The sequence below is a fragment of the Pseudomonas sp. UF-293 genome, from assembly GCF_058245595.1.
This window is the reverse complement of sequence record NZ_JBSICA010000042.1, coordinates 13,976-40,143: the sequence shown is the minus strand read 5'-3', so window position 1 is coordinate 40,143 and position 26,168 is coordinate 13,976. Positions and strand designations below refer to the sequence as shown.

The 26,168-nt window shown below is 60.8% G+C and carries 24 protein-coding genes; 16 read left to right on the top strand and 8 right to left on the bottom strand.

The window, feature by feature from the left end; all coding sequences use genetic code 11:
* Positions 1-280: 280 nt before the first annotated feature.
* On the bottom strand, positions 281-1,774 hold the full coding sequence (locus tag AC4IHP_RS26095) for a CoA-acylating methylmalonate-semialdehyde dehydrogenase (protein WP_041479657.1): 1,494 nt from the start codon (positions 1,772-1,774) through the stop codon (positions 281-283).
* A gap of 74 nt (positions 1,775-1,848) precedes the next feature.
* A complete protein-coding gene (aptA, locus tag AC4IHP_RS26090; RefSeq protein WP_490833105.1) occupies positions 1,849-3,198 on the bottom strand; it encodes an omega-aminotransferase AptA in 1,350 nt (449 codons plus the stop codon).
* Positions 3,199-3,335: 137 nt separating this feature from the next.
* Here aptA and AC4IHP_RS26085 point away from each other — a divergent pair, with 137 nt between their 5' ends.
* The 9 genes from AC4IHP_RS26085 to AC4IHP_RS26045 all read left to right on the top strand — a co-directional run bounded on the left by AC4IHP_RS26085 (position 3,336) and on the right by AC4IHP_RS26045 (position 13,863).
* A complete protein-coding gene (locus tag AC4IHP_RS26085; RefSeq protein WP_485625084.1) occupies positions 3,336-4,256 on the top strand; it encodes a LysR family transcriptional regulator in 921 nt (306 codons plus the stop codon).
* Positions 4,257-4,376: 120 nt separating this feature from the next.
* On the top strand, positions 4,377-5,765 hold the full coding sequence (locus AC4IHP_RS26080) for a uracil-xanthine permease family protein (RefSeq protein ID WP_490833104.1): 1,389 nt from the start codon (positions 4,377-4,379) through the stop codon (positions 5,763-5,765).
* Positions 5,766-5,852: 87 nt separating this feature from the next.
* Complete coding sequence (locus AC4IHP_RS26075; protein WP_016771809.1) at positions 5,853-6,503, top strand: TetR/AcrR family transcriptional regulator; 651 nt, start codon at positions 5,853-5,855, stop codon at positions 6,501-6,503.
* A gap of 7 nt (positions 6,504-6,510) precedes the next feature.
* Complete coding sequence (locus tag AC4IHP_RS26070; RefSeq protein ID WP_460123744.1) at positions 6,511-7,092, top strand: IMPACT family protein; 582 nt, start codon at positions 6,511-6,513, stop codon at positions 7,090-7,092.
* A 598-nt stretch (positions 7,093-7,690) separates the two neighbouring features.
* Positions 7,691-9,238 (top strand): ABC transporter ATP-binding protein, encoded by a 1,548-nt coding sequence (locus AC4IHP_RS26065; RefSeq protein WP_490833103.1) that lies wholly within the window; start codon positions 7,691-7,693, stop codon positions 9,236-9,238.
* Between the two features lie 13 nt (positions 9,239-9,251).
* A complete protein-coding gene (locus tag AC4IHP_RS26060; protein WP_490833102.1) occupies positions 9,252-10,358 on the top strand; it encodes an ABC transporter permease in 1,107 nt (368 codons plus the stop codon).
* Entirely contained in the window at positions 10,358-11,284 is a 927-nt protein-coding gene (locus tag AC4IHP_RS26055) for an ABC transporter permease (RefSeq protein WP_490833101.1), read from the top strand. The genes AC4IHP_RS26060 and AC4IHP_RS26055 overlap by 1 nt, the downstream gene beginning before the upstream one ends.
* Positions 11,285-11,561: 277 nt before the next feature.
* Positions 11,562-12,248: an SDR family oxidoreductase gene (locus AC4IHP_RS26050; RefSeq protein ID WP_490833100.1), complete on the top strand. Its 687-nt coding sequence runs from the start codon at positions 11,562-11,564 to the stop codon at positions 12,246-12,248.
* 256 nt (positions 12,249-12,504) lie between these two features.
* Positions 12,505-13,863 (top strand): 8-oxoguanine deaminase, encoded by a 1,359-nt coding sequence (locus AC4IHP_RS26045; protein WP_073471861.1) that lies wholly within the window; start codon positions 12,505-12,507, stop codon positions 13,861-13,863.
* A gap of 122 nt (positions 13,864-13,985) precedes the next feature.
* Here AC4IHP_RS26045 and AC4IHP_RS26040 read toward each other — a convergent pair whose 3' ends face one another.
* On the bottom strand, positions 13,986-15,077 hold the full coding sequence (locus AC4IHP_RS26040) for a calcium:cation antiporter (RefSeq protein ID WP_041479650.1): 1,092 nt from the start codon (positions 15,075-15,077) through the stop codon (positions 13,986-13,988).
* Positions 15,078-15,364: 287 nt separating this feature from the next.
* On the opposite strand from AC4IHP_RS26040, the gene AC4IHP_RS26035 reads away from it, so the two are divergent.
* The 3 genes from AC4IHP_RS26035 (at position 15,365) to AC4IHP_RS26025 (ending at position 18,583) form a co-directional block, all read left to right on the top strand.
* A complete protein-coding gene (locus AC4IHP_RS26035) occupies positions 15,365-16,438 on the top strand; it encodes a BMP family ABC transporter substrate-binding protein (RefSeq protein WP_490833099.1) in 1,074 nt (357 codons plus the stop codon).
* A 145-nt stretch (positions 16,439-16,583) separates the two neighbouring features.
* Complete coding sequence (locus AC4IHP_RS26030) at positions 16,584-17,549, top strand: 2-oxoglutarate and iron-dependent oxygenase domain-containing protein (RefSeq protein WP_490833098.1); 966 nt, start codon at positions 16,584-16,586, stop codon at positions 17,547-17,549.
* An 80-nt stretch (positions 17,550-17,629) separates the two neighbouring features.
* The gene (locus AC4IHP_RS26025) at positions 17,630-18,583 is read left to right on the top strand and encodes an adenosine deaminase (protein ID WP_024011466.1); all 954 of its coding nucleotides are present in this window, start codon (positions 17,630-17,632) and stop codon (positions 18,581-18,583) included.
* Between the two features lie 121 nt (positions 18,584-18,704).
* Here AC4IHP_RS26025 and AC4IHP_RS26020 read toward each other — a convergent pair whose 3' ends face one another.
* From AC4IHP_RS26020 to vimR, 3 genes are all read right to left on the bottom strand, one after another.
* Positions 18,705-20,072, bottom strand: a complete 1,368-nt coding sequence (locus AC4IHP_RS26020) for an MFS transporter (protein WP_460123722.1) — start codon at positions 20,070-20,072, stop codon at positions 18,705-18,707.
* A gap of 128 nt (positions 20,073-20,200) precedes the next feature.
* Positions 20,201-20,935, bottom strand: a complete 735-nt coding sequence (locus tag AC4IHP_RS26015; RefSeq protein ID WP_460123719.1) for an ArsR/SmtB family transcription factor — start codon at positions 20,933-20,935, stop codon at positions 20,201-20,203.
* A gap of 316 nt (positions 20,936-21,251) precedes the next feature.
* A complete protein-coding gene (gene vimR, locus AC4IHP_RS26010) occupies positions 21,252-22,181 on the bottom strand; it encodes a transcription regulator VimR (RefSeq protein ID WP_039764074.1) in 930 nt (309 codons plus the stop codon).
* A 120-nt stretch (positions 22,182-22,301) separates the two neighbouring features.
* Between vimR and AC4IHP_RS26005 the strand changes: the two genes are divergently transcribed.
* From AC4IHP_RS26005 to AC4IHP_RS25995, 3 genes are all read left to right on the top strand, one after another.
* Positions 22,302-22,595 (top strand): putative quinol monooxygenase, encoded by a 294-nt coding sequence (locus AC4IHP_RS26005; RefSeq protein WP_490833097.1) that lies wholly within the window; start codon positions 22,302-22,304, stop codon positions 22,593-22,595.
* Between the two features lie 32 nt (positions 22,596-22,627).
* Positions 22,628-23,641 (top strand): zinc-binding alcohol dehydrogenase family protein, encoded by a 1,014-nt coding sequence (locus AC4IHP_RS26000; RefSeq protein ID WP_490833096.1) that lies wholly within the window; start codon positions 22,628-22,630, stop codon positions 23,639-23,641.
* 151 nt (positions 23,642-23,792) lie between these two features.
* Entirely contained in the window at positions 23,793-23,966 is a 174-nt protein-coding gene (locus AC4IHP_RS25995) for a hypothetical protein (RefSeq protein WP_016771823.1), read from the top strand.
* 31 nt (positions 23,967-23,997) lie between these two features.
* Here AC4IHP_RS25995 and AC4IHP_RS25990 read toward each other — a convergent pair whose 3' ends face one another.
* Together AC4IHP_RS25990 and AC4IHP_RS25985 are read right to left on the bottom strand one after the other, a co-directional pair.
* Positions 23,998-25,194 carry a multidrug effflux MFS transporter gene (locus tag AC4IHP_RS25990; RefSeq protein WP_490833095.1) on the bottom strand — a complete coding sequence of 399 codons (1,197 nt, stop codon included), beginning with the start codon at positions 25,192-25,194 and terminating at the stop codon, positions 23,998-24,000.
* 87 nt (positions 25,195-25,281) lie between these two features.
* Positions 25,282-25,479, bottom strand: a complete 198-nt coding sequence (locus AC4IHP_RS25985; protein WP_460123703.1) for a cation transporter — start codon at positions 25,477-25,479, stop codon at positions 25,282-25,284.
* A gap of 148 nt (positions 25,480-25,627) precedes the next feature.
* Here AC4IHP_RS25985 and AC4IHP_RS25980 point away from each other — a divergent pair, with 148 nt between their 5' ends.
* Positions 25,628-26,011, top strand: a complete 384-nt coding sequence (locus tag AC4IHP_RS25980; protein WP_125917565.1) for a hypothetical protein — start codon at positions 25,628-25,630, stop codon at positions 26,009-26,011.
* Positions 26,012-26,168: the final 157 nt, after the last annotated feature.

Sequence of the window (26,168 nt, the reverse complement as noted above, 5' to 3'; positions counted from 1 at the left end):
CGCTTTCGACCGAGAAGATCGAACCGTTAAAAGAGCCAAACATCACCGCTCTTTCAACTCCTTCCAGGCTTCGATGACCTGAAGCAAGCCGCTGCCGAAAACTTCGCAACTCTTTGAATCTCAAGGAGTTTTCCGTTTCGACTGCGCCGGAAGTGGGGCGAATTATAGACCTCTAGAATCTGCCGTCAACACCTATTTTCATATTTCTGTCATATCGGTCAAAAAGCCCTGAAAATGCGAAGGCCGACCTTAAAGGTCGGCCTTCTGCGCGCCCTGCTACTTATAAGCTAGGGAATGCAAACTGCGACGCTTCATGGCTCGCACGCTGCGGCCAGCGCTGGGTGATCGCCTTTCGGCGAGTGTAGAAGCGCACGCCATCCGGACCATAGGCATGCAGGTCGCCAAACAGCGAACGCTTCCAGCCGCCGAAACTGTGATAAGCCACCGGCACCGGCAGCGGCACGTTGACGCCGACCATGCCGACTTCGATCTCGTCACAGAACAGCCGCGCCGCTTCGCCGTCACGGGTGAAGATGCAGGTGCCGTTGCCGTATTCATGATCATTGATCAGTTGCATCGCCTCTTCCAGGCTGTTCACCCGCACCACGCACAGCACCGGGCCGAAGATTTCTTCTTTATAGATGCGCATCTCCGGGGTGACGTTGTCGAACAGACAGCCACCGAGGAAGAAGCCGTCTTCATGACCCGCGACGCTCAGGCCGCGACCATCGACCACCAGGGTCGCGCCCGCCGCCACACCGTCGTCTACATAACCGCTGACCTTGTCACGCGCCTGACCGGTAACCAACGGCCCCATGTCCAGACCGCACGACGTACCCGCGCCGATTTTCAGCGCTTTGATCTGTGGAACCAGTTTCGCCACCAGCGCGTCCGCGACCTGATCGCCAACACACACGGCCACCGAGATCGCCATGCAGCGTTCGCCGCATGAACCATAAGCCGCGCCCATCAGTGCGCTGACCGCATTGTCCAGATCGGCATCCGGCATCAGCACCGCGTGGTTCTTCGCGCCGCCCAGTGCCTGCACGCGTTTGCCGCGCTTGGTGCCTTCGGCGTAGATGTATTCGGCAATCGGTGTCGAACCGACGAAGCTCAGCGCTTTGACTTCCGGCGCTTCGATCAACGCGTCCACCGCCGTCTTGTCACCATGAACCACACTCATCACGCCTTTCGGCAAGCCAGCTTCAAGCAGCAGCTGAGCGATCAGCAGGGTCGAGCTTGGATCGCGCTCGGATGGCTTGAGGATGAAGCAGTTGCCGCAGACGATGGCCAGCGGGTACATCCACAGCGGGACCATGGCCGGGAAGTTGAACGGGGTGATACCAGCCACGATGCCCAACGGCTGGAAGTCCGACCAGGCATCGATGTTAGGGCCGACATTGCGACTGTACTCGCCCTTGAGGATTTCCGGAGCGGCGCAGGCGAACTCGACGTTCTCGATACCACGCTTTAATTCACCGGCCGCATCTTCCAGGGTCTTGCCATGCTCTTCGCTGATCAGTTGCGAGATGCGTGCTTCGTTCTGCTCCAGCAGCTGCTTGAAGCGGAACATCACTTGGGCGCGTTTGGCTGGCGGCGTGTTGCGCCAGGCGGGGAACGCAGCCTTCGCGGCATCGATGGCTTTCTGAATGGTGGCCTGGCTGGCCAATGGCAGTTTGTGAATCGCCTGGCCGGTAGAGGGGTTGAACACATCTACCGCGCGACCGTTCTCGGTCACCAGTTCGCCATTGATCAAATGCGGGATAACGCTCATCGAACACTCCTGAATTCTGGTCCGCAGGCGCCGCAAGAGGCGCCCGCATTTTTGTACATATATAGAGGGAAAAATCAGTCGAGCTTGTTCAGCACTTCGCCGACCGCATCGAACAGACGGTCGAGGTCTTGCGGCTTGCTGTTGAAGGTTGGGCCGAACTGCAGGGTGTCGCCGCCGAAGCGTACGTAGAACCCGGCTTTCCACAAAGCCATGCCCGCTTCGAAAGGACGCACGATGGCGTCGCCGTCACGCCCGGCGATCTGGATCGCGCCGGCCAGGCCGTAGTTGCGGATGTCGATGACGTTCTTCGAGCCTTTCAGGCCGTGCAGCGCGTTTTCGAAATGCGGCGCGATTTCGGCGACGCTCTGCACCAGGTGTTCCTTTTGCAGCAGGTCGAGTGCGGCAAGGCCAGCGGCACAGGCCACCGGGTGCGCCGAATAGGTGTAGCCGTGAGGGAATTCCACGGCGTATTCCGGCGTCGGCTGGTTCATGAAGGTCTGGTAGATCTCGGAGCTGGCAATCACCGCGCCCATCGGGATCGCGCCGTTGGTGACTTGCTTGGCGATACACATCAGGTCCGGGGTCACGCCGAAGCTGTCGGCACCGAACATCGAACCGGTGCGGCCGAAACCGGTGATCACTTCATCGAACACCAGCAGGATGTTGTGCTGATCGCAGATCTCGCGCAGTCGCTTGAGGTAACCCTGCGGCGGAACCAGTACCCCAGCAGAGCCGGCCATCGGTTCAACGAACACCGCAGCGATGTTGGAAGCGTCGTGCAGTTCGATCAACTTGAGCAGCTCATCGGCCAAAGCAATACCGCCCTGCTCCGGCATGCCACGGGAAAACGCATTGCTCGCCAGCAGTGTGTGCGGCAGGTGATCGACATCCATCATCGCCTGACCAAACAGCTTGCGGTTGCCGTTGACGCCGCCGAGGCTGGTGCCGGCGATGTTCACACCGTGGTAGCCACGGGCGCGGCCGATCATTTTGGTCTTGGTCGCCTGACCTTTCAGACGCCAGTAGGCACGCACCATTTTTACCGCAGTATCGGCGCACTCCGAGCCGGAGTCGGTGAAGAACACATGGTTCAGATTGCCGGGGGTCAGCTCAGTGATTTTCTCTGCTAGCTGGAACGACAAAGGATGGCCGTACTGGAAGCCCGGCGAGTAATCGAGGGTGCCGAGCTGTTTCGCAACGGCTTCCTGAATTTCCTTGCGGGTGTGCCCGGCGCCGCAGGTCCACAGACCGGACAGCGAGTCGTAGATCTTGCGGCCCTTGTCGTCGAACAGCCAGCTGCCTTCGGCACCGACGATCAGACGCGGATCGCGCTGAAAGTTGCGGTTGGCGGTGTACGGCATCCAGTGCGCGTCCAGCTTCAGTTGGCTGGCCAGTGGCGACGGCGCGTTTTCAGGCATGTTCATCGGGCAAAACCTCGCAGGGCATAAGCGTCAGGGAGATGGAAAGCGTTGTTGCAGCTAAATTGCCACGGCGATAAAGTCGATGAAATCCAACTCTTCTAACCTTCAGTTAGATCACTGCTAAACAAAGAGAACAAAAAATGAGCAGCCGCCGCGCCGATCCATTGGCTCAGGTCAGTGATTTTGATATTCGCCTGCTGCGGATTTTTCGCAGTGTCGTGGAGTGTGGCGGCTTCTCCGCAGCGGAAACCGTGCTTGGCATCGGGCGCTCGGCGATCAGCCAGCAGATGAGCGATCTGGAACAGCGCCTCGGCTTGCGCTTGTGCCAGCGCGGCCGGGCCGGGTTCTCCCTGACCGAGGAAGGTCGTGAGGTGTATCAATCAGCGCTGCAATTGTTGAGCGCGCTGGAAAGCTTCCGCACTGAGGTCAACGGCCTGCACCAGCACTTGCGTGGTGAATTGATCATCGGCCTGACCGACAACCTGGTCACCTTGCCGCACATGCGCATCACCCACGCCCTCGCGCAATTGAAGGAACGCGGGCCGGATGTGCAGATCCAGATCCGCATGATTGCGCCCAATGAAGTCGAGCAAGGCGTGCTCGACGGGCGCCTGCACGTTGGCGTGGTACCGCAGGCCAGCGCCTTGTCGGGACTGGAATATCAGCCGTTATACAGCGAGCGTTCGCTGCTGTACTGCGCGGTGGGTCATCCGCTGTTTTATGTCGACGACAAACAACTCGATGATCAACGCCTCGACGGTCAGGACGCGATTGCGCCGACCTTCCGTTTGCCGGCTGAAATTCAAGCGCACTATCAGGCGCTCAATTGCACGGCCAGTGCGTCGGATCGGGAGGGCATGGCGTTTCTGATTCTGACCGGTCGCTATATCGGTTATTTGCCGGATCACTATGCCAGCCTTTGGGTGCAGCAAGGGCGGTTGCGCGCGCTCAAGGCCGGCACGCGGTTTTACGATTTGAGTCTGGCATCGGTCACGCGCAAGGGTCGACGCCCTCATTTGGTGCTGGAAAGTTTCCTGGAGAGTCTGGCCGCAACGCGATAGATAAGCGCGCAGAGCCCAACCCGGCGGGGCCTCACCGACAAAATCAAGGAATAACCTGAGCAAGTGGACAGGTTTTTTGCAGTGAAGGGCTGACTCGTCCTTCAACAAGAAGCCAAAGCCATGCAGCCAGATTCCGATTCATCCAGTGAACTGATCTACGGCCTCAACGACCGCCCCAAACCACTCGCCGCCATTCTTGCCGCGTTGCAACACGTGCTCGCCAGTTTCGTCGGCATCATCACCCCGCCGCTTGTCATCGGTTCGGCGCTCGGGCTGACCGCGCATCTACCGTACCTGATCAGCATGGCGCTGATGGTCTCCGGCGTCGGCACCTTTATCCAGGCGCGACGACCGTTTGGTATCGGCGCAGGGATGATCTGTCTGCAAGGCACCAGTTTCGCGTTTCTCGGTGCGGTGCTGTCGGCCGGGTTTCTGGTCAAGCAGCGCGGCGGCAGCCCGGAAGATATCCTGGCGATGATTTTCGGCGTGTGCTTTTTCGGCGCAATCGTACAGATCGTGCTCAGCCGTTTCATCGGTCAGTTGCGCCGAGTGGTGACACCGCTGGTGACCGGCATCGTCATCACGCTGATCGGTATCAGTCTGATCAAGGTCGGCATCACCGATCTGGGTGGCGGCTTCAACACGCCGGACTTCGGCGCGCCGGGCAATCTGGCCTTGGGCGTGTTTGTGCTGCTGACGATCATTCTGCTCAACCGCTCGAATACGCCCTGGGTACGGCTGTCGGCGATCATCATCGGGCTGGTGCTCGGCAGTCTCGCGGCGTGGTTCAGCGGGAAACTGGTCCCGCAGCCGTTGCCTGACTTGCCGCTGGTGAGTTTTCCTACGCCGTTCAAGTTTGGTTTCAGCTTCGACTGGACGGCTTTCCTGCCGGTCGCGCTGATTTACCTGATCAGCACCATTGAAACCGTCGGCGACCTCACCGCCAATTGCATGCTCGCCCGCCAACCGATCAGCGGCCCTTCTTATATAAGTCGCTTGCGCGGTGGTGTGCTTGGCGATGGCGTGAGCTGCATGATCGCGGCGACCTTCAGCGCGTTTCCCAATACGACGTTCGCGCAAAACAACGGCGTGATCCAATTGACCGGTGTGGCCAGCCGCTACGTCGGCCTGTACATCGGCGCGATCCTGTTCTGCCTCGGCCTGTTCCCGATGATCGGCGCGGTGCTGCAACAGATTCCAAAACCGGTGCTGGGCGGTGCGACGCTGGTGATGTTCGGTGCGGTGGCGGCGGCGGGCGTACGCATTCTCGCGCAGTCGCCGCTGGACCGGCGCAGCATGTTGATCATCGCCACTTCGTTCGGCGTCGGCCTCGGCATCGCCGCCCAACCGAACCTGCTGCACCTGCTGCCGAAACTGGTGCAGAACCTGTTCGACTCGGCGATCACCAGCGGCGGGCTGACGGCAATCTTCCTCTGTCTGTTGTTGCCGGAAGGCAAAACCGCAGCGGCAAAAAGCGCCGCGCCATTGAACAAGATCGAACAGGCGTAACTGTTTTTCCGCGCAAGGACTTGTCGGATGCCTGTGGGTGCGCTATCAACGCACTGGTTGCACCCACAGACAATCCCGGAAGTGCCTATGACCTTTGAAGTCCCAGCCCACGGCGGCAAACCCGCCAGCCGCATTCGTCAGAAGAACGAAGAGACCATTCTCAAAGCCGCCGAAGACGAGTTCGCCCGTCACGGGTTCAAAGGCACCAGCATGAACACCATCGCGCAGAATGCCGGGCTGCCCAAAGCCAACCTGCATTACTACTTCACCAACAAGCTCGGTTTGTATGTGGCGGTGCTGAGCAACATCATCGAGTTGTGGGACAGCACCTTCAACACCCTTACTGCAGAGGATGACCCGGCCGAAGCGCTGACCCGCTATATCCGCGCGAAGATGGAATTCTCCCGACGCCAGCCACAGGCGTCGCGGATCTTCGCCATGGAAGTGATCAGCGGCGGCGAATGCCTGAGCGAATATTTCAATCAGGATTACCGCACCTGGTTCACCGGGCGCGCGGCGGTATTTCAGGCGTGGATCGATGCAGGCAAAATGGACCCGGTCGATCCGGTGCACCTGATCTTCCTGCTGTGGGGCAGCACTCAGCATTATGCCGACTTCGCCACGCAGATCTGCCGCGTCACCGGGCGCAGCAAGTTGACCAAGCAGGACATGGAAGACGCCGGCAACAACCTGATCCGCATCATTCTCAAAGGCTGCGGCCTCACTCCCTCTCTATAAGACGTCTATGCCTTTCACCCTCAGCGGTTTTTGCGAGTACCGCGAAGAGATTCGCAAAAGCCGCTTCATCACTCTGGCGACGCCGATCAGTAGCCCCGCCGACGCGCAGGCATTTTTCGAGCAGCACAGCGATTTGAATGCCACGCACAATTGCTGGGCGTGGAAACTCGGCGCGCAATATCGCAGTACTGACGATGGCGAGCCGGGCGGCACCGCCGGGCGCCCTATTCTGGCGGCGATCGAAGCGCAGGACTGCGATCAGGTCGCGGTGCTGGTGATTCGCTGGTACGGCGGCATTCAACTGGGCACTGGCGGCCTGGCCCGAGCCTATGGCGGCGGCGCCAACAAGTGCCTGCAAGCGGCGGAAAAAATCGAGCTGATCAGCCGCGTGCCGCTGAGTTGCGCCTGTGGATTTGCCGAATTGGCGCTGGTGAAGTTGCGTGTGGCCGATCTCGGCGGATTGGTGGTGGAGGAAAACTTCACGGCTAATGGGGTGGAGTTGGAATTGGCGGTGGGGGAAGCGCAGATCGACGTGTTGCAGAGTCAGTTGGCGGATCTGAGCCGTGGGCGGATTTTGTTGCAGCGTTGAGAGTGGAAGATCAAAAGATCGCAGCCTTCGGCAGCTCCTTTGGAACGCATTCCAATTGTAGGAGCTGCGGAACGCTGCGATCTTTTAGGGCATTCCCCAATTGGCGACTTGCCCACACCTGCTGTGCACCCGGACTGTGGATAACCTGAGCACATACCGCTGTAACCCTTCTGTCACGCGGCTTTGCGCGATTTGTTCACTTTTCGTTCAATTGACCCGACGAAACGGAAAAACAGCGTAAAAACAGACAGTTAACGGCGTTTATCACCATTAGAACAAAGCAATGCAGTGCTTATGCCCGGGCTAAGGGCTTGCGCACAATTACTGTGGAGCAACCTGTGGATAAGCCGTTCATGACCACCGCTGTCGCTGAATCTGTCTAGGCCGCAAGCGCTTGCTCACTTTTTAACCAACTACTCGCGGGCAAAACTGGAGCCTGATCAACGGCTTTGCGCTGAAATGGTGCTCGACCATGAACCAGATCGAGCGCCGATGCGCTGCAGTCGGCGTTTGCCAACGGGTTGCGCAAGCGTTCCTGACTCAATGGCCAGGAAATTGCTTTATCCACAGGCACAACTCCAAGTCAGTCGAGCCTGTCATGTCCATCGCCCCTTCCCCACCGCGCCTGCAACTGCGGCAGATCAGTAAACGCTACCCCGGTTGCCTGGCCAACGACGCCATCGACCTGAGCATCGCGCCGGGTGAAATCCATGCCCTGCTCGGTGAAAACGGCGCGGGCAAAAGCACGTTGATGAAGATCATTTACGGGGTCACCCAGTGCGACAGCGGTGAAATGTTCTGGGAGGGGCAGCGCGTGCAGATGCGCAATCCGGCGCAGGCGCGGCAGTTGGGCATTGGCATGGTGTTCCAGCATTTCTCGCTATTCGAAACCCTCAGCGTGGCGCAGAACATTGCTCTGGCGATGGGCGCGGCGGCCGGCACACCGAAGCAACTGGAGCCGAAGATTCGCGAAGTCTCGCGGCGCTACGGCATGGCGCTGGAACCGGAACGACTTGTCCACAGCCTGTCGATCGGCGAGCGGCAACGGGTGGAAATCATTCGTTGCCTGATGCAGGACATCCGCCTGTTGATTCTCGACGAGCCAACCTCGGTGCTGACGCCGCAGGAGGCTGACGAACTGTTCATCACCCTGCGTCGCCTCGCCGATGAAGGCTGCAGCATTCTGTTTATCAGCCACAAGCTCGCTGAAGTGCGCGCTTTGTGCCACAGCGCCACGGTACTGCGCGGCGGTCGGGTAGCCGGGCATTGCCTGCCCGCGCAATGTACGGATCAGCAACTGGCACAACTGATGGTCGGCGAAGCGGCGGCATTGATTGGCGAGTATCCGAAGGTCAGCGGTAGCGCGGCGTTTTTGCAGGTGCAGGGTTTGAGCTGGCACAACCCGGACCCGTTTGGCTGCTCGCTGACAGACATCGACTTGCAAGTACGCAGCGGTGAAATCGTAGGCATCGCCGGAGTTGCGGGCAATGGTCAGGACGAGTTGCTCGCCCTGCTCAGCGGCGAACAAACCTTGCCCCGGGCGCAAGCGGCGACCCTGCGCTTCGCAGATAGAAACGTCGCTGACCTGCGTCCGGATGCGCGGCGCAAATTGGGTCTGGCCTTCGTGCCGGCCGAACGCCTTGGCCACGGCGCGGTGCCGGAGTTGAGTCTGGCCGACAACGCCCTGCTCAGTGCTTTCCAGCAAGGCCTGGTCAGCCACGGGTTGATTCAACGCGGCAAAGTCGAAGCCCTCGCGCAACAGATCATCCAGCGCTTCGGCGTGAAGACCCCGGACACGCAGACCGCCGCGCGCAGCCTGTCCGGCGGCAACTTGCAGAAATTCATCCTCGGCCGGGAAATTCTTCAGCAACCGAAACTGCTGATCGCCGCGCACCCGACCTGGGGCGTCGACGTCGGCGCCGCTGCGACCATCCATCGCGCGTTGATTGCCCTGCGCGATGCCGGCGCGGCGATTCTGGTGATTTCCGAAGACCTCGATGAGCTGTTCCAGATCAGCGATCGCCTCGGCGCGCTGTGCGGCGGACGTCTGTCGGCACTGCAAGACACCGGCCTTACACAACTGAGCGATGTCGGCGCGTGGATGGCCGGCCAGTTCGATCACTCACCTGGCGCCGCCTCGGTTTAACGGAGTTCCAACCATGCTGCTTTCTCTCGAACCCCGTGGCCAGCAATCGCGCCTGATGCTGTGGTGCTCGCCGTTATTGGCGGCGGCCCTGACCCTCGGCTGCGGCTCGCTGTTATTCATCGCTCTGGGCCATGACCCACTGCAAACCTTGCACACGCTACTGATCGCGCCGGTCAGCGATTTGTATGGCGTGTCCGAATTGCTGGTCAAGGCGCTGCCGATTCTGCTCTGCGCACTCGGCCTGGCGGTGGCCTATCAGGCGCGAATCTGGAACATCGGCGCCGAAGGCCAACTTCTACTCGGCGCGTTGGCCGGCAGTGCTCTGGCAGTGAACGTTATCGACATGCAAAGTCGCTGGGCGCTGATGCTGATTCTGCTGGCCGGCACGCTGGCGGGCGCCGCATGGGCCGGGCTCACCGCGTGGCTGCGCACGCGCTTCAATGCCAATGAAATCCTTACCAGCATCATGCTCAATTACATCGCGCTGAACCTGCTGCTGTTCTGCGTGCACGGGCCGTTGAAGGATCCGGCGGGCTTCAATTTCCCCGAGTCGGCGATGTTCGGCGACGCCAGTCGGTTGCCACTGCTGCTGGAGGACGGCCGCGTGCACGCCGGGGTGTATTTCGCCCTGCTCGCGCTGGTCGCGGTGTGGGTGTTGTTGCAGAAAAGCTTTATCGGTTTCCAGATCAAAGTGCTCGGGCTGGACAAGCGTGCGGCAGGTTTTGTCGGCTTTCGCGAGAAGCGCCTGATCTGGCTGGCGCTGTTGATCAGCGGTGGTCTGGCCGGGCTCGCCGGGGTCTGCGAAGTGACCGGGCCGATCGGCCAACTGGTGCCGCAGGTGTCGCCGGGCTATGGCTACGCGGCGATCACCGTGGCGTTTCTCGGACGGTTGAATCCGCTCGGCATTCTGTTCTCGAGCCTGCTCATGGCGCTGCTGTACATCGGCGGCGAAAGCGCGCAGATGTCGCTCAATCTGCCGCAAGCGATCACCCAGTTGTTCCAGGGCATGATGCTGTTTTTCCTGCTCGCCTGTGACGTGCTGATTCTCTATCGGCCACGTCTGAAACTGCGCTGGACCCGGCGCGCCTCGACCCCTGCCGTAACCGCCGGAGCGCTGTAATGGATATCGATCTGTTGAGCAATATTTTCTATGCCATGGTTCGCTGCGGCACGCCGCTGTTGCTGGTGGCCTTGGGTGAGTTGATCTGCGAGAAAAGCGGCGTCCTCAACCTCGGCCAGGAAGGCATGATGCTGTTCGGTGCGGTGATCGGTTTTATCGTCGCGCTGAACAGCGGCAACCTGTGGCTGGGTGTGCTGCTGGCGATGTTGGCGGGGATGTTGTTGTCGTCACTGTTTGCCCTGGTCGCGCTGGTGTTCAACGCCAATCAGGTCGCCACCGGGCTGGCGCTGACGATCTTCGGCGTGGGCCTGTCGACGTTTGTCGGCGCGGCCTGGGTGGGTAAGCCGCTGGCGGGTTTCGAGCCTTTGGCGGTTCCGTATCTGAGTGAGATTCCACTGATCGGGCGGATGCTGTTTGCTCAGGATCTGCTGGTGTATCTGTCGTTCGCGCTGTTTGCGCTGGTGGCGTGGGTGATCATCAAAAGCCGTGTCGGCCTGATCATTCAAGCGGTCGGTGAAAACCCGGATGCGGCCAGCGCGATGGGCTTGCCAGTGCTGACCGTGCGTACATTGGCGGTGCTGTTTGGCGGAGCAATGGCCGGGCTGGCCGGGGCGTATCTGTCGCTGGCCTACACGCCGATGTGGGCAGAAAACATGACCGCCGGACGCGGCTGGATCGCCTTGGCGCTGGTGGTGTTTGCCAGTTGGCGGGTGTGGCGGTTGTTGCTTGGGGCGTACCTGTTCGGCCTCGCCAGCATCCTGCACTTGGTGGCGCAGGGATTGGGGCTGGCGATTCCTTCGAGCCTGCTCGCGATGCTGCCGTATGTGGCGACGATTCTGGTGCTGGTGCTGCTGTCCCGCGATGCCGTGCGCACTCGTCTGTATGCGCCGGTTTCGTTGGGGCAACCGTGGCAATCGGGACACTGATCGTTGTCAGAGCGGGCCTCTTCGCGAGCAGGCTCGCTCCCACAGGGGATCTGAGTGAACGCGGGCAAGCGTGGGAGCGAGCCTGCTCGCGAAGGCGTCCGCACCGGCAGCACCTGGACCACGACCCACAACTATTTCTGATCAAACACCCTCGAGAAACTCAAGAAGCCTGGAGTATGCTCCGGGATCAAAGCCTGTTTTTCGCCAAGCGCTGCAACTGCGCCTCGGTCAGGCGTGTCCATTGAATCCTGAATGCTGACTTTCAAGGAAACCCATCATGTCTCAGGCAAAAAACGCACTGATCATCGGCGCCTCCCGCGGCTTGGGCCTCGGTCTGGTGAAGACCCTGCTGGGCGATGGCTGGCAAGTGACCGCGACGGTGCGCAATCTGCAAAAGGCCGAGGCGCTGCAAGCGCTGGGTGACGTGCGCATCGAGAAGCTCGACATGGACGATCAGCAAGCAGTGATCGCCCTGAGCCAGAAGCTCAAGGGCGAAACCTTCGATCTGTTGTTCGTCAACGCCGGGGTCAAAGGCCCGGACGTGCAGACGCCGGGCGGCGCAACCCTGGCCGAGGTCGGGCAGCTGTTTTTCACCAACGCGGTGGCGCCGATCAATCTGGCCCAGCGTTTCGTCGGGCAGATCCGCGACGGCAGCGGCGTGCTGGCGTTCATGAGTTCGGTGCTCGGCAGCGTGACCATGCCCGACGCGCCGGAGCTGGCATTGTACAAGGCGAGCAAAGCGGCGCTGAATTCGATGACCAACAGTTTCGTCACGCAGCTGGGTGAGCAGAAACTCACCGTACTGTCCCTGCACCCAGGCTGGGTGAAGACCGACATGGGCGGCGAAGGCGCCGATCTTGACGTCGAGACCAGCACCCGCGGGCTGATCGATCAGGTCAATGCGTTCACCGGCAAGGGCGGGCATCACTTCGTCAATTACAAGGGTGAAACCATTCCCTGGTAAGCACTGAAAATCCCGATGTGGGAGCGAGCCTGCTCGCGAATACGATCTGTCAGGTAAATCTTTATCGACTGACATGCCGCCTTCGCGAGCAGGCTCGCTCCCACAGGGAGTGATGGTGAATGGTCGGGTTGGGCTTGCCCACTGCTGCAATTTGTTTGAAACTGCGCGCCTCGTCCTTCGCGGCGACCCTGGATCAGCAGACAGGGCATCACTGAGCTGGCAACCCTGAACCCAACTTTCAGAGGAGCCGGCCACAATGCCTGCGACCCGTACCTGGTTAAAAAATCCCCTCGCCATTTTCACCTCCAACGAGCTTGATGCCCGTGGCGGCCTTGTCGTGCAAGACGGTGTGATCGTCGAAGTCCTCGCCGCCGGTCAGCAGCCGTCGGCGCCTTGCAATGAAGTGTTCGATGCCCGCGAGCATGTGATCCTGCCGGGCCTGATCAACACTCACCATCACTTCTATCAGACCCTGACCCGCGCCTGGGCGCCGGTGGTCAATCAGCCGCTGTTCCCGTGGCTGAAAACCCTGTACCCGGTATGGGCACGGCTGACGCCTGAAAAACTCGCCCTCGCCACCAAAGTCGCGCTGGCCGAATTGCTGCTCTCGGGTTGCACCACAGCTGCCGACCATCACTACCTGTTCCCGGACGGTTTGGAGAACGCCATCGACGTGCAGGTCGAAACGGTGCGTGAGCTGGGCATGCGCGCCATGCTCACCCGTGGTTCGATGAGCCTCGGCGAGAAGGACGGCGGCCTGCCTCCGCAACAAACGGTGCAGGAAGGTCAGGTGATTCTTGATGACAGCCAGCGGCTGATTCACGAGTACCACGAGCGTGGCGACGGCGCGCAGATCCAGATCGCCCTGGCGCCGTGTTCGCCGTTTTCAGTGACCCCGGAAATCATGTCGGCCAGCGCTGATCTGGCAAACAAGCTTGATGTGCGTCTGCACACCCACCTTGCTGAAACCCTCGATGAAGAAGACTTCTGCCTGCAACGCTTCGGTCTGCGCACCGTCGATTACCTGGACAGCGTCGGCTGGCTCGGCCCGCGTACCTGGCTGGCCCACGGTATTCATTTCAACCCCGACGAAATCGCCCGCCTCGGCCAGGCCGGTACCGGCATCTGCCACTGCCCAAGCTCGAACATGCGCCTGGCGTCCGGCATCTGCCCGAGCATCGAGCTGACCGACGCCGGCGCGCTGTTCGGTCTTGGCGTTGACGGTTCAGCGTCCAACGATGCTTCAAACATGATCCTCGAAGCGCGTCAGGCTCTGTACATCCAGCGCCTGCGTTACGGCGCCGAAAAGATCACCCCGGAGCGCGTGCTGGGCTGGGCGACCAAGGGTTCGGCGAGCCTTTTGGGCCGAACCGACATTGGCGAAATCGCCGTGGGCAAACAGGCGGATCTGGCGTTGTTCAAGCTCGATGAACTGCGCTTCTCCGGTAGCCATGATCCGATTTCGGCGTTGCTGCTGTGCGGCGCTGACCGAGCGGATCGGGTGATGATCGGGGGCAAGTGGCGTGTGGTTGATGGGCAGGTTGAAGGGTTGGACCTGAAAGGTCTGATCGCCGATCACAGCCAGGCGGCTCGGCAGTTGATCGCCGGTACCTGAGTCGCCGCCGTTCAAAACTGTGGGAGCGAGCCTGCTCGCGACGAGGGAGCGTCAGACAACATGTTTGTTGGATGACACACCGCTTTCGCGAGCAAGCCCGCTCCTACAGGTTTTCAGCGTCCCTATAGGCCCAGCAGGGATAGCATGATGAACGTGGCAAACAGCACAAAGTGCGTCATGCCCTCAATGGCGTTGGTCTCGCCGTCATTGAGGTTGATCGCACTGACGATGAGGGTGATGAAGATCATCACTGTCTGTACCGGGGTCATCGCCATTTGAAACGGCTGGCCGGTGTACAGCGCCATCGCTTCCATCACCGGCACGGTGAGAATCACCGTCGACAGTGACGCACCCATCGCGATGTTGACCACCGACTGCATACGATTGGCCAGCGCTGCACGCAGTGCGGTGAGAATTTCCGGCGCGGCGGAAATCGCTGCCACCAGAATCGCCGTGATCACCGGCGGCGCGCCCGTGCCTTCCAGGCCCAGATCGAGGGTCTTGGACATCACCTCGGCCAGTGCGCCGATGATCACCACCCCCGACACCAGAATGCCAACCGACAGCGCCAGGCTGACCGGTTTCGGCTCCTGCTCGACCGGCTCTTTCTTGCGGCGTTTGTCCGGGTAGCTGTAGCTGAAAAAGTAACTGTGCGGGCCGACCTGCATGCGCAGGAACAGCGCATACAGCACCATCATCGCGCCGATGGTGAACGCCGAATACATCTTCCAGTTGGCCTCGGGAATGAACTCCGGGACCACCATCGACACGCCCATCGCGGTGAGGATCATGACGCTGTAGCTGCGCGCCGAATCGTCGTTGTAGGACTGCTCGCCGTGTTTGATCCCGCCCATCAGTGCGGCGAGGCCGAGGATGCCGTTGATGTCAAGCATGACCGCTGAGTAAATCGTGTCGCGCACCAGTGTTGCCGAGGCTTCGTTGCTCATCATGATCGCCAGGATCACCACTTCAACCAACACCGCCGAGAGCGTGAGGATCATCGTGCCGTAGGGATCACCGACTTTTTCCGCCAGCAGTTCGGCGTGATGAGCGACGCGCATCGACGCGGCGACGATGAAGGCAATCAGCAGCAGACCGCCGCCCAGCGCGACGATCTGGCCGCTGTGCAGCAGCCAGTGTTCCAGTGGGTAAGCGACGCACGCGGCAAGGACTGCCAGCAGCAGGAAGCTTTCTTGTTTGAGGATCGAGAGCATGACGGGCCTTTTGCCGAAAAGAGCTGATGAGCTACTGACTGCCGCGCGCCGCTAACGTTTCGTTACATCTTTGCGCACCACGCGATGGCAGCTGGATTCAGGCATGCACTTTTATTGGCCTTGCCGTCCTCTTCGCGAGCAGGCTCGCTCCCACATTGAAATGCGATCCCCCTGTGGGAGCGAGCCTGCTCGCGAAGGCCGCACTGCGGTTGTGGATTATTTATTGTCCTGTTGGTCAGCAATTTGCATTGGCCCTGAGCACACACAACAAAATGGAGTTCGGGTTCATGCCAATACGTCCGCTGCACAAACTGCTGTACGCCGCCATCGGTCTGGGAATCAGCCTGAGCGCCAGCGCTGCCGATCCGCTGAAAGTCGGTTTCGTCTACATCGGCCCGATCGGTGACCACGGCTGGACGTATCAGCACGAACAGGGGCGCAAGGCCCTGGCGGAAAAACTCGGCACGCAGATCACCACCAACTACGTGGAAAACGTCGCCGAGGGCGCCGACGCCGAGCGGGTGATCCGCAACATGGCCAAGGACAAATACGACCTGATTTTCACCACCTCTTTCGGCTACATGAACCCGACGGTGAAAGTCGCCAAACAGTTTCCCAAGGTGACGTTCGAACACGCCACCGGCTACAAGCAGGACAAGAACCTCGGCACTTACCTGGCGCGCACTTACGAGGGCCGTTACGTCGGCGGTTTCCTCGCGGCGAAGATGACCAAGACCAGGAAAATCGGCTACGTCGCCTCGTTTCCGATTCCGGAAGTGATCCGCGACATCAACGCCATCCAGCTGGCCTTGAACAAGTACAACCCGGGCACCGAAATCAAAGTGGTGTGGGTCAACTCCTGGTTCGATCCGGGCAAGGAAGCCGACGCCGCCAACGCGCTGATCGACCAGGGCGTCGACGTGGTGTTCCAGCACACCGACAGCCCGGCGCCGATCCAGGCTGCCGAACGGCGCGGCGTGTATGCCGTGGGCTACGCCTCGGACATGGCCCACTTCGGCCCGAAAGCGGTGCTGACCTCAATCGTCAACGACTGGGCGCCACACTATATTCAAGCGACGCAGAGCGTGATCGACCACACCTGGAAATCCCAGGATTACTGGGGCGGGCTGAAGGAAGGTACGGTGGAACTGCCGATCAGCGATCTGGTGCCGGCGCCGGTGAAAGCCGAGGCCGAGCAGTTGATCGCCGACATCAAGAGCGGCGCGTTGCAGCCGTTTACCGGGCCGATCAAGGATCAGGCCGGCGTGGAAAAAATCCCTGCAGGGGTCAGCGCCACCAATGCGGAACTGGCATCGATGAATTATTACGTTGAGGGCATGAAGGCCGAAATGCCGAAGTAGTCCCCCGATTCACCACACAAAACCCTGTGGGAGCGAGCCTGCTCGCGGAAGCGGTGTGTCATTAAACAAAAATGTTGTCTGACACTCCCTCTTCGCGAGCAGGCTCGCTCCCACATTGGAAACACAGCGTATTCAAGGATTGTGTATGGATCAGCTTCCGATCATTGATATCAGCCCGCTCTATAGCGACGACGAAAACGCCTGGCCTGCGGTGGCCGAACAAATCGACCAAGCCTGTCGCGAGTGGGGCTTTTTCTACATCAAGGGCCATCCGATCTCGGCACAGCGCATCGACGATCTGCTCGATCACGCCCAGCGCTTCTTCGCCCTGCCCGCTGCGGAAAAACTGAAGATCGACATTACCCAGACTCGCCACCATCGCGGCTACGGGGCGATTGCCACCGAGCAACTGGACCCGGACAAACCCAGTGATCTGAAGGAAACCTTCGACATGGGCCTGCACCTGCCGGCCGAGCATCCTGAGGTGCTGGCGGAAAAACCCTTGCGCGGCCCCAATCGCCATCCGGCGCAACCCGGTTGGGCCGCTCTGATGGAGCAGCATTACCTCGACATGCAGGCACTGGCGCAAACCCTGTTGCGGGCGATGACCATTGCGCTGGGCATCGAACGCGACTTTTTCGATTCGCGTTTTGTCGAACCGGTCAGCGTGTTGCGCATGATCCATTACCCGCCGCGTCACACCGCCAGCTCCGCCGAGCAACAAGGTGCCGGCGCCCACACCGATTACGGCTGCATCACTTTGCTCTACCAGGACAGCGCCGGCGGTTTGCAGGTAAAGAACGTCAAAGGTGAATGGATCGATGCACCACCGATTGACGGCACTTTCGTGGTCAACCTCGGCGACATGATGGCGCGCTGGAGCAACGACCGTTATCGCTCAACCCCGCATCGGGTGATCAGCCCGCTAGGGGTGGATCGTTATTCGATGCCGTTTTTCGCCGAACCGCACCCGGACACGCGCATCGAATGCCTGCCCGGTTGCCAGGACCCACAGCATCCGGCGAAATATCCGACCACCACCTGTGCTGAATTCCTGCTGTCGCGCTTCGCCGATACCTACGCCTATCGCCGCGAGCAAGAGGCGGTTTGATCGATCACCTGGTCAGGTTTTGCCAATTGTTGCGGCCAGCCTCTGTAGAATGCCGGCATTGCACCTGATGAGAAAAGACTATGTACGACTGGCTCAACGCCCTGCCCAAAGCCGAACTGCACCTGCATCTGGAAGGTTCGCTGGAGCCTGAACTGCTGTTCGCCCTGGCCGAGCGCAACAAGATCGCCCTGCCGTGGAGCGACGTCGAAACCCTGCGCAAGGCCTACGCCTTCAACAATCTGCAGGAGTTTCTCGACCTGTATTACCAGGGCGCCGATGTGCTGCGCACCTCGCAGGATTTCTACGACCTGACCTGGGCCTACCTGCTGCGCTGCAAAGCACAGAACGTGATTCACACCGAACCGTTCTTCGATCCGCAGACCCACACCGACCGGGGCATCCCGTTCGAAGTGGTGCTCAACGGCATCGCCGCCGCGCTTAAGGATGGCGAGACGCAACTGGGCATCAGCAGCGGTTTGATCCTCAGCTTTCTGCGCCACCTCAGCGAAGACGAAGCACAGAAAACCCTCGATCAGGCGCTGCCGTTCCGTGATGCGTTTGTCGCGGTCGGTCTCGACAGTTCCGAGATGGGCCATCCGCCGAGCAAGTTCAAACGCGTCTTCGATCGCGCCCGCGACGAAGGCTTCCTGACCGTCGCCCACGCCGGTGAAGAAGGCCCACCGGAGTACATCTGGGAAGCCATCGACCTGCTGAAAATCCAGCGCATCGACCATGGCGTGCGCGCCATCGAGGACGAGCGCCTGATGCAGCGGATCATCGACGAGCAGATTCCGCTGACCGTGTGCCCGCTGTCGAACACCAAGCTCTGCGTGTTCGATCACATGTCGCAGCACAACATCCTCGACATGCTCGAGCGCGGCGTGAAGGTCACGGTGAACTCCGATGACCCGGCGTATTTCGGCGGGTACGTGACCGAGAACTTCCATGCGCTGCACGAGCATCTGGGCATGACCCAGGATCAGGCCAAACGCCTGGCGCAGAACAGCCTGGATGCGCGGTTGGTAAAACCTTAAGCAACACCGCAAAACCAATGTGGGAGCGAGCCTGCTCGCGAAGAGGGAGTGTCAGTCAACATTTTCGTTGAATGAAACACCGCTTTCGCGAGCAGGCTCGCTCCCACATTCATATCGATGTTCACTCGGTAAGCTCTTCCAGGGTCTTGCCCCGCGTCTCCATCCCGAACAGCCACACCACGCCCGCCGCGATCGCGAAGCACGCCGCGCCGAGCGCGAACACGCCGCCCTGCCCGGTAATCGGGAACACCAGCCCGGTCACCAGTGGCCCGAGCAGCGAGCCGACGCGGCCAATCGCCGAAGCAAATCCCGAGCCGGTTGCCCGTGCCGAGGTCGGGTACAGCTCCGGCGTGTAGGTGTAGAGCACCGCCCACATGCCGAACAGAAAGAACTGCATCAACAATCCGGTACCGATCAGCAACGCGACGTTGCCGCCGAACACCGCGCTCTGCCCATAGAGAAACGCCATCACCCCGCCGCCGAGCAGGGTGACGATGCACACCGGCTTACGCCCCCAACGCTCGACCAACCATGCCGCCATGAGGAAGCCGGGAATCCCGCCGAGCGAAATCAGCACGGTGTAATACACCGATTGCGTCACGGCAAAACCCGACTGCTGCAGCAACGCGCTGAGCCATGAGGTCAGCCCGTAGAAACCCAGCAAAGCAAAGAACCACAGACTCCAGATCATCGTCGTGCGCTGGCGATATTGCGGCGACCAGATCTGCTTGAGTGCCGAGAAGAAATTGCCCGGTGGCGTCACCGTGCGGGGCAAACGAACCGGTTCCGGCAAAGCTGCAGCGCCCAGCGAAGCACGCACCCGCGCTTCGATGCCGTTCAACACCTTGTCCGCGTCGGCGTCCCGCCCGGCCTGTTCCAGCCAGCGCGGTGATTCGGGAATGAAAAAACGGATCGCCAGGACAAACACCGCCGGCACCGCCAGCACCAGAAAGATATCGCGCCAGCCAATCAGCGGCAGCAGGAAGTACGAGAGCACGCCTGCCGCGACAAAACCCAGCGGCCAGAAGCCGTCCATCAGCGCGATGTAGCGTCCGCGTCGTTGCGCAGGAATCAGCTCCGACAGCATCGATTGCGCGATGGGAAATTCCATGCCCATGCCGATGCCCAGCAGGATGCGAAATAGCGTCAGCGTCTCCACCGTCTGCGCCGTCGAGCACAGGTAACTGGCCACGCCCCACAGCACGATGCTCCACTGAAACACCGGTTTGCGCCCGAAGCGGTCGGCAAGCATCCCCGACAGCGACGCCCCCAGCACCATGCCGAAAAAGCTCGAACTGGCCAGCAGCCCTGCCTGTGCACTGCTCAGGCCGAATTCGGCTTTGATTGAGCCGAGCAGGAAAGTCATCATCGCCAGATCCATGGAATCGAAGAAAAACGCCAAGGCGATGATGATGAAGATGACGCGGTGATAACCGCTGAGCGGTAGCCGTTCGAGGCGCTCAGCCGCGCTAAAGCGTTGTGTATTCATGTTGCGCTCCCCCATCCGGAAAAATCCCCGGATCAAGTGTGCGGGATGGTCATTCAGAGGTCGTACTGGATGCGACCTGTTCACAGTCATAGACGACGTTGATCGTCTGCTCAGTCCAGGCTGTCGCTCTAGAACGCTGTTTCCAGCTCGGTCTCGGCAGCGAAGCGATGGATTTCGCGCTGGCCGGTGGTCGTCAACTGCAAGGCGCGGGAATCGTTGGGCAAGGTCAGCCAGCCGGACTGCATGAACAACTGCAGCAGCGCCGCGCCCAGTGAGCCGCCCATGTGCGGGCGGCGCTCGCTCCAGTCCGGGCAGGCGCAGGCGACCTGCACGTTGCGGTGCGCCAGGGCCTGGATAAACACGCCGCGCTGGGCCAGTCGGGTGGACCCCTTGTGAGTGACCACCACACGTTGCTCAACTTGTTCGATCCAGCCGGCATCGAGCAGGCGCTGATACAGATCAGCTGCCAGGGTGCCGCCCAGATGATCGTCGCAAAACCGCGCGCGCAACAACGAAGACGGCGCCGCCTGTGGCCTGACCATCGGCGTGGTGCGTTTCAGCGCAGCGGGGATTTGCCGTGGCGCGCTGGCAATGGTGGCGCTGGCCAGTGCCTCGATCGCCGCGCCCACCTCCGGGGCTGCCAAGCGGAAGAAGCGTTTACGCCCACGCATCTCGATGTTCAACAGTCCACCTGCGGACAATCGCCCCAGATGCGCACTGGCCGACGACGGCGAGAGCCCGGCGAGCAACGCCAGCTCTTCGGCTTGCCGCGCCGAGCCATCCATCAACGCCCACATCATCGCGCTGCGCTTGGGGTCGGCCAGCAATGTCGCGATCTGGCTGATGCACGGTGCATTTTCCATTTGTTCACTCCCTGTCGAATCGTATCGTCTACCGCTCGGAGACATCTTGGCCGCTAATGGGTGATTGGCCAACACGCGAAAACCGCCCTGGATCGGGGCAAGGCCTGCCACCGACACCCGTTGCTCCGGCACACAACCTTGCAGCAGAAGTTGCAACCGCCACCAAAAGCCGGCAACGCGTTACGGGATCTGCGCGCCAGGTGTCAGTGCAAGCATGAGGCGGGCGCTAGTATAAGCGGGTTAAGCCAGACGTCCTGCGCCCGGGCCTGCGCAGGTGGCGATTGTTCCTGAGAGAAATTTCTCTATTTGCCTGCGACTAATGATCAACTTTGAGAAAAGCGGGAAATTGACTACCCAATTCGGCGCAACGGCTGGCGAGCATCTCCCTCAGCAGGTTCACCGGCTTACTCAATTGTGCGCGATGGGCGCACAACAGATTCAGCGGTGCGCGCTCACACAGCAGTTCCGGCATCAGCACTTTGAGGCGCCCGGCGAGCACATCGGTACCAACGTCGAGCCATGACTTATAGGCGATCCCGGCACCGGCCAGCGCCCATAGCCGCACCACGTCGGCGTCATCACTGAAGCGATCGCCGCTGACGGTCAGGCCGACTTCGCGCTTGCCATCGTGAAAACTCCAGTGGTCGTGAACGCGGCTGCCAAGCATGTATAAAAGACAGTTGTGCTGGGCCAATTGCTCGAGCTGACGCGGCTCGCCATGCCGGGCCAGATAATCAGGAGAGGCGCACAACACGCGGCGATTGTGTGGGGCAATGGGCAGGGCGATCAGGCTGGAATCTTCCGGCTCGCCATAGCGCAGGGCGATGTCCACCGGTTGCCGGAAGAGGTCGGCAATGCGGTCGCCGAGCAACAGCCGCACCGTCAGTTTCGGGTGTTCACGCTGGAACGCGTCGAGCCACGGCAGCAGCAGATTGCGCCCGAAATCCGAAGGCGCCGACAGCTGCAGAATTCCGCTGACCTGATCCTGGCCGCTGGCGAGCAAGCGACGCCCTTCGTCGAGATTGCTCAGGGCGGCGCGGGCATATTCGAGGAAGCCTTCGCCCTCGGCGGTGAGGCGCAGGCTGCGAGTCGAACGCGCCAGCAGGCGCGCGCCGAGCTGCTGCTCGATGCGCTTGAGTGCCGCGCTGGCCACGGCGGCGGACATGTCCATCACCCGCGCCGCAGCCGACAGGCTGCCCAGATCGGCAGCGCGGACAAACAACTGCAAATCATCAAAACGCAGCATGCGCAGCCTCCATTATCAAAAAAAAATTGAAAGAGCCTGCTCTTTTAGCCGGTTTTATCGCGCAGAGAAATAGCCAATGATGGCTTCCATCGAATTCATCCGATTCTCTGGAGTCCGCGCATGTCCCAGTCCTTTACCGCTATCGCCACACTAACCGCCAAATCCGGCCAGCAGGACGTTCTCGAACAGGCGCTGCGTGCCCTCGTCGAACCAAGCCGCGCCGAGCCGGGTTGTGGCCAGTACGACCTGCACCGCGACCTTGCCGATCCACAGGTTTTTTATGTGATCGAGCAGTGGGCCAGTGATGAGGTGCTTGAGGCGCACAACGCCAGCGCGCATTTTCAGAATTTCCAGGCCAGCGCCGGCCACAGCATCGAACACTTCCAGCTCAAGCGCCTCGGCGCGATTGCCTGATTCCCTCTTCTAACAACCGTACGGAGCCACTTATGAAAGCCATCGCCTATTACGCGTGCCTGCCGATCAACGACGCCAAATCCCTGCAGGACATTGAACTGCCAGAGCCGGTCGCCGGCCCGCGCGACCTGTTGGTGGAAGTCAAAGCCATCTCGGTCAACCCGGTCGATACCAAAGTGCGGCAGAACGCGGCGCCGGAAAACGGCGCGGCAAAAGTGCTGGGCTGGGACGTTGCCGGTGTGGTCAAGGCTGTCGGCAGTGACGTCACCCTGTTCAAGGCTGGCGACAAAGTGTTCTACGCCGGATCGATCGCCCGGGCCGGTGGCAACAGCGAGCTGCACGTGGTTGATGAGCGCATTGTCGGGCACATGCCCAAGTCCCTCGGTTTTGCCGAAGCCGCTGCGCTGCCGCTGACCGCGATCACTGCGTGGGAATTGCTCTTCGAGCGTCTGCAAATCAGCGAAGGCAGCGCCGACCAGAGCCAGAACCTGCTGATAGTCGGAGCGGCGGGCGGTGTGGGCTCGATCCTTACCCAACTGGCCAAGCAATTGACCGGCCTGAAAGTCATCGGTACCGCCTCCCGTGCGCAAACTCGTGACTGGGTCAGCGAACTCGGTGCCGACCTGGTCATCGATCACAGCCAGCCGCTGAGCGAAGAGTTGAAGCGCGCCGGCATCGCCAGCGTGACCCACGTCGCCAGCCTGACCCAGACCGATCAGCATCTGCCGCAACTGGTCGAAGCCCTCGCGCCGCAAGGCAAACTGGCACTGATCGACGATCCGAAGTCCCTCGACATCAGCCTGCTCAAGCGCAAGAGCCTGTCGCTGCACTGGGAGTTCATGTACACCCGCTCGCTGTTCGAAACGCCGGACATGATCGAACAGCACAAGTTGCTCAACCGCGTCGCCGAGCTGATCGACGCCGGCACCTTGAAGACCACCTTGGGCGAGCACTTCGGCGTGATCAACGCGGCCAATCTGCGCCGCGCCCATGAGCTGCTGGAAAGCGGCAAGGCCAAGGGGAAAATTGTTTTAGAAGGTTTCTAAAGTCAAAAGATCGCAGCCTTCGGCAGCTCCTACACGGGCTGCCGAGGTTTTTGCCGTCAGTCAGTTGCTTGACCCTTGTCACAATTGCGCGGGTATTGGGGTCTACAATCGAAGCCTCTGCGATACATCTTTTACGCAAGGGAGGTCAGCAATGAAGATCCTGATAAAAGAAGTGGCAAAGTCCCAATGGCAGGTGCGCCTGGACCAGCATGTCGTGACCTTTCGCAGTGAAGCCGAGGCCCTGGCCTTTACTCGCACCCTAGAAGCGCGACTCTGCGCCCCCCACCGGATCCCCGAACCCAGCCAGCAGCGCGCCGCAGGCTGAGCTGCAAAGCTCAGCAGTCAAACCAGAACTTTCACACCTGGGCTTGCGCCAGTGTCCGGGCATTCTGCAGACGCCGGGTGAGCAGCGCGACGCTCACCACCAGCAGACCGCACAGGCTGATGACCATGGCCATCGGCACGGCGCTGCCATCGTGCAACACCCCCACCAATGCGGCGGCACCGGCGGCGATGCTGAATTGCAGGCAACCGAGCATCGCCGACGCACTGCCGGCGCGGGCGCCCTGGCCGTTCATTGCGCAAGCCGAGGCGTTAGGAATGATGCAGCCGAGGCTGGCGATGCAAATGAACAGCGGAATCAGCAACGGCCACAATGCCTCTGGGCGCATTGCGCTGACCGCCAGCAAGGTCAGGCCGGCGAGGAAATACACCCACACCGCGCGCACCAGCAAAAACGCCGGGCCACGCTTGGCGAGCAGGCGTGCATTGACCTGCGCCACCAGAATGAAGCCCGCCGCGTTGGTGCCGAACAGCCAACCGAAATGCTCGGCGGGTACGCCGTAGAGCTTGATGAACACAAACGGTGAACCGGCGATGTAGGCAAACATCCCGGCGATGGCGATGCCGCCGGTCAGGGCGTGGCCAAGGTAGACCGAATCCTTGACCAGTCGCCCGTACTGGCGCAATGCACCGGACAACGGCTGGCGCGGCACATGGGCCGGCATGCTTTCCGGCAATCCTAATGCCACCGCCAGACCTGCCGCCGCACTGAACCCGGTGAGCACCAGAAAGATCGACTGCCAACCCGTGGTGTTGACCAGCAGACCACCGAGCATCGGCGCCAGAATCGGCGCCAGGCCCATCACCAGCATCAATTGGGAAAACACCTTCGCCGAGCCGACCGCGTCGCACTTGTCGGCAACCACCGCGCGGGAAATCACCATCCCCGCGCAACCGCCCAATGCCTGGACGAAACGCGCGCCGATCAGCCATTCCAGGTTCGGCGCATAGGCGCAGGCCAATGACGCCAGGGTGAACAGAGCAACGCCGCTGAGCAGCGGAAGCCGCCGGCCAAAACGATCGGAAATCGGCCCATAAGCCAGTTGGCCCAGGGACAGACCAAGGAAATACGCCGCCAGCGTCAGCTGGACATGCTGCTCATCGGTACCGAACGCCAGCGCCATGGCCGGGAAGGCAGGCAAATAGAAGTCGATCGCCAAAGGACCGAAGGCGCTCAAGGCGCCGAGTATCAAAATCGTGCGGAAGTTCATCAGGCATCCAGGTGGGCAAGTCGCAGCACGACAGTCTAGCCGCGCTCGGACGCCTTGAACATTCCGATAGCTCGCTAACGATCAGTTTCAGACGAGCTTCACGTCATAACCCTCTTCGCGAATCGCCGCGACGACCTGATCTTCAGTCAGCGTGCTTTCGACGCCGACTTCCCTGGCAGCCAGATCGACGCGCACGCTGGCGGCCGGATCCAGCGCCTGCACCGCTTGGGTAATGGCTTTGACGCAATGACCGCAGGACATGCCTTGAACGTTGAACACTTGCATGGGAAGACTCCTTTGAGTGGGGTTGCCGGCAGTCTCGAGCTTGCCACGATGGCAAGGTCAAGTTCTGCACAAAACTGCCGGGCTGGCAATCAGCGCTGCGCTCGGCCAAGCTGCATGCATCAATGACTGAAATTCAGGAGATTCAGCCATGCGCTGGTCAGCTTTGAGCCTGTTTGGCTTGCTCAGCCTTTTCGCCGCCGTCCCGCAGGTGCAAGCCGCCGGTGAGGATTACGCGGTACTGATCATTTCCCGCGAACGCCTCGAAGTCGCGACTTCGTGCGAGATCGGCGTATACATTCAGGACCAGCTCTCGGCGCGCCTGTTCCAGGAGCAGAGCACTTCGTTCAACCTGCCGCCGGGCAAGGTTTCGCTGCGCTTGAAACTGCTGCCGGGCCAGGCACCGGGTTGCAATCCCGGCATGCTGGCGCCGGGTTCGCAGGAAGTCGTGCTGCACGCCGGGGATGTGCTGAAGTTCCGCCTGGCGATGAATGCCGAAGGCGTGTACCTCAAGCCGGCTGGTCTGGGTTATTGAGCAACCGCCTCGACCTGTGGGAGCGAGCCTGCCCGCGAAAGCGCCGGATCAGTCAACATGATTGCTGAATGATGCACCGCATTCGCGAGCAGGCTCGCTCCCACAGTTTGTTTTGCAGCGCGTTGAATAATGGTGCTTGACCTTGCCCGCGTGGCAA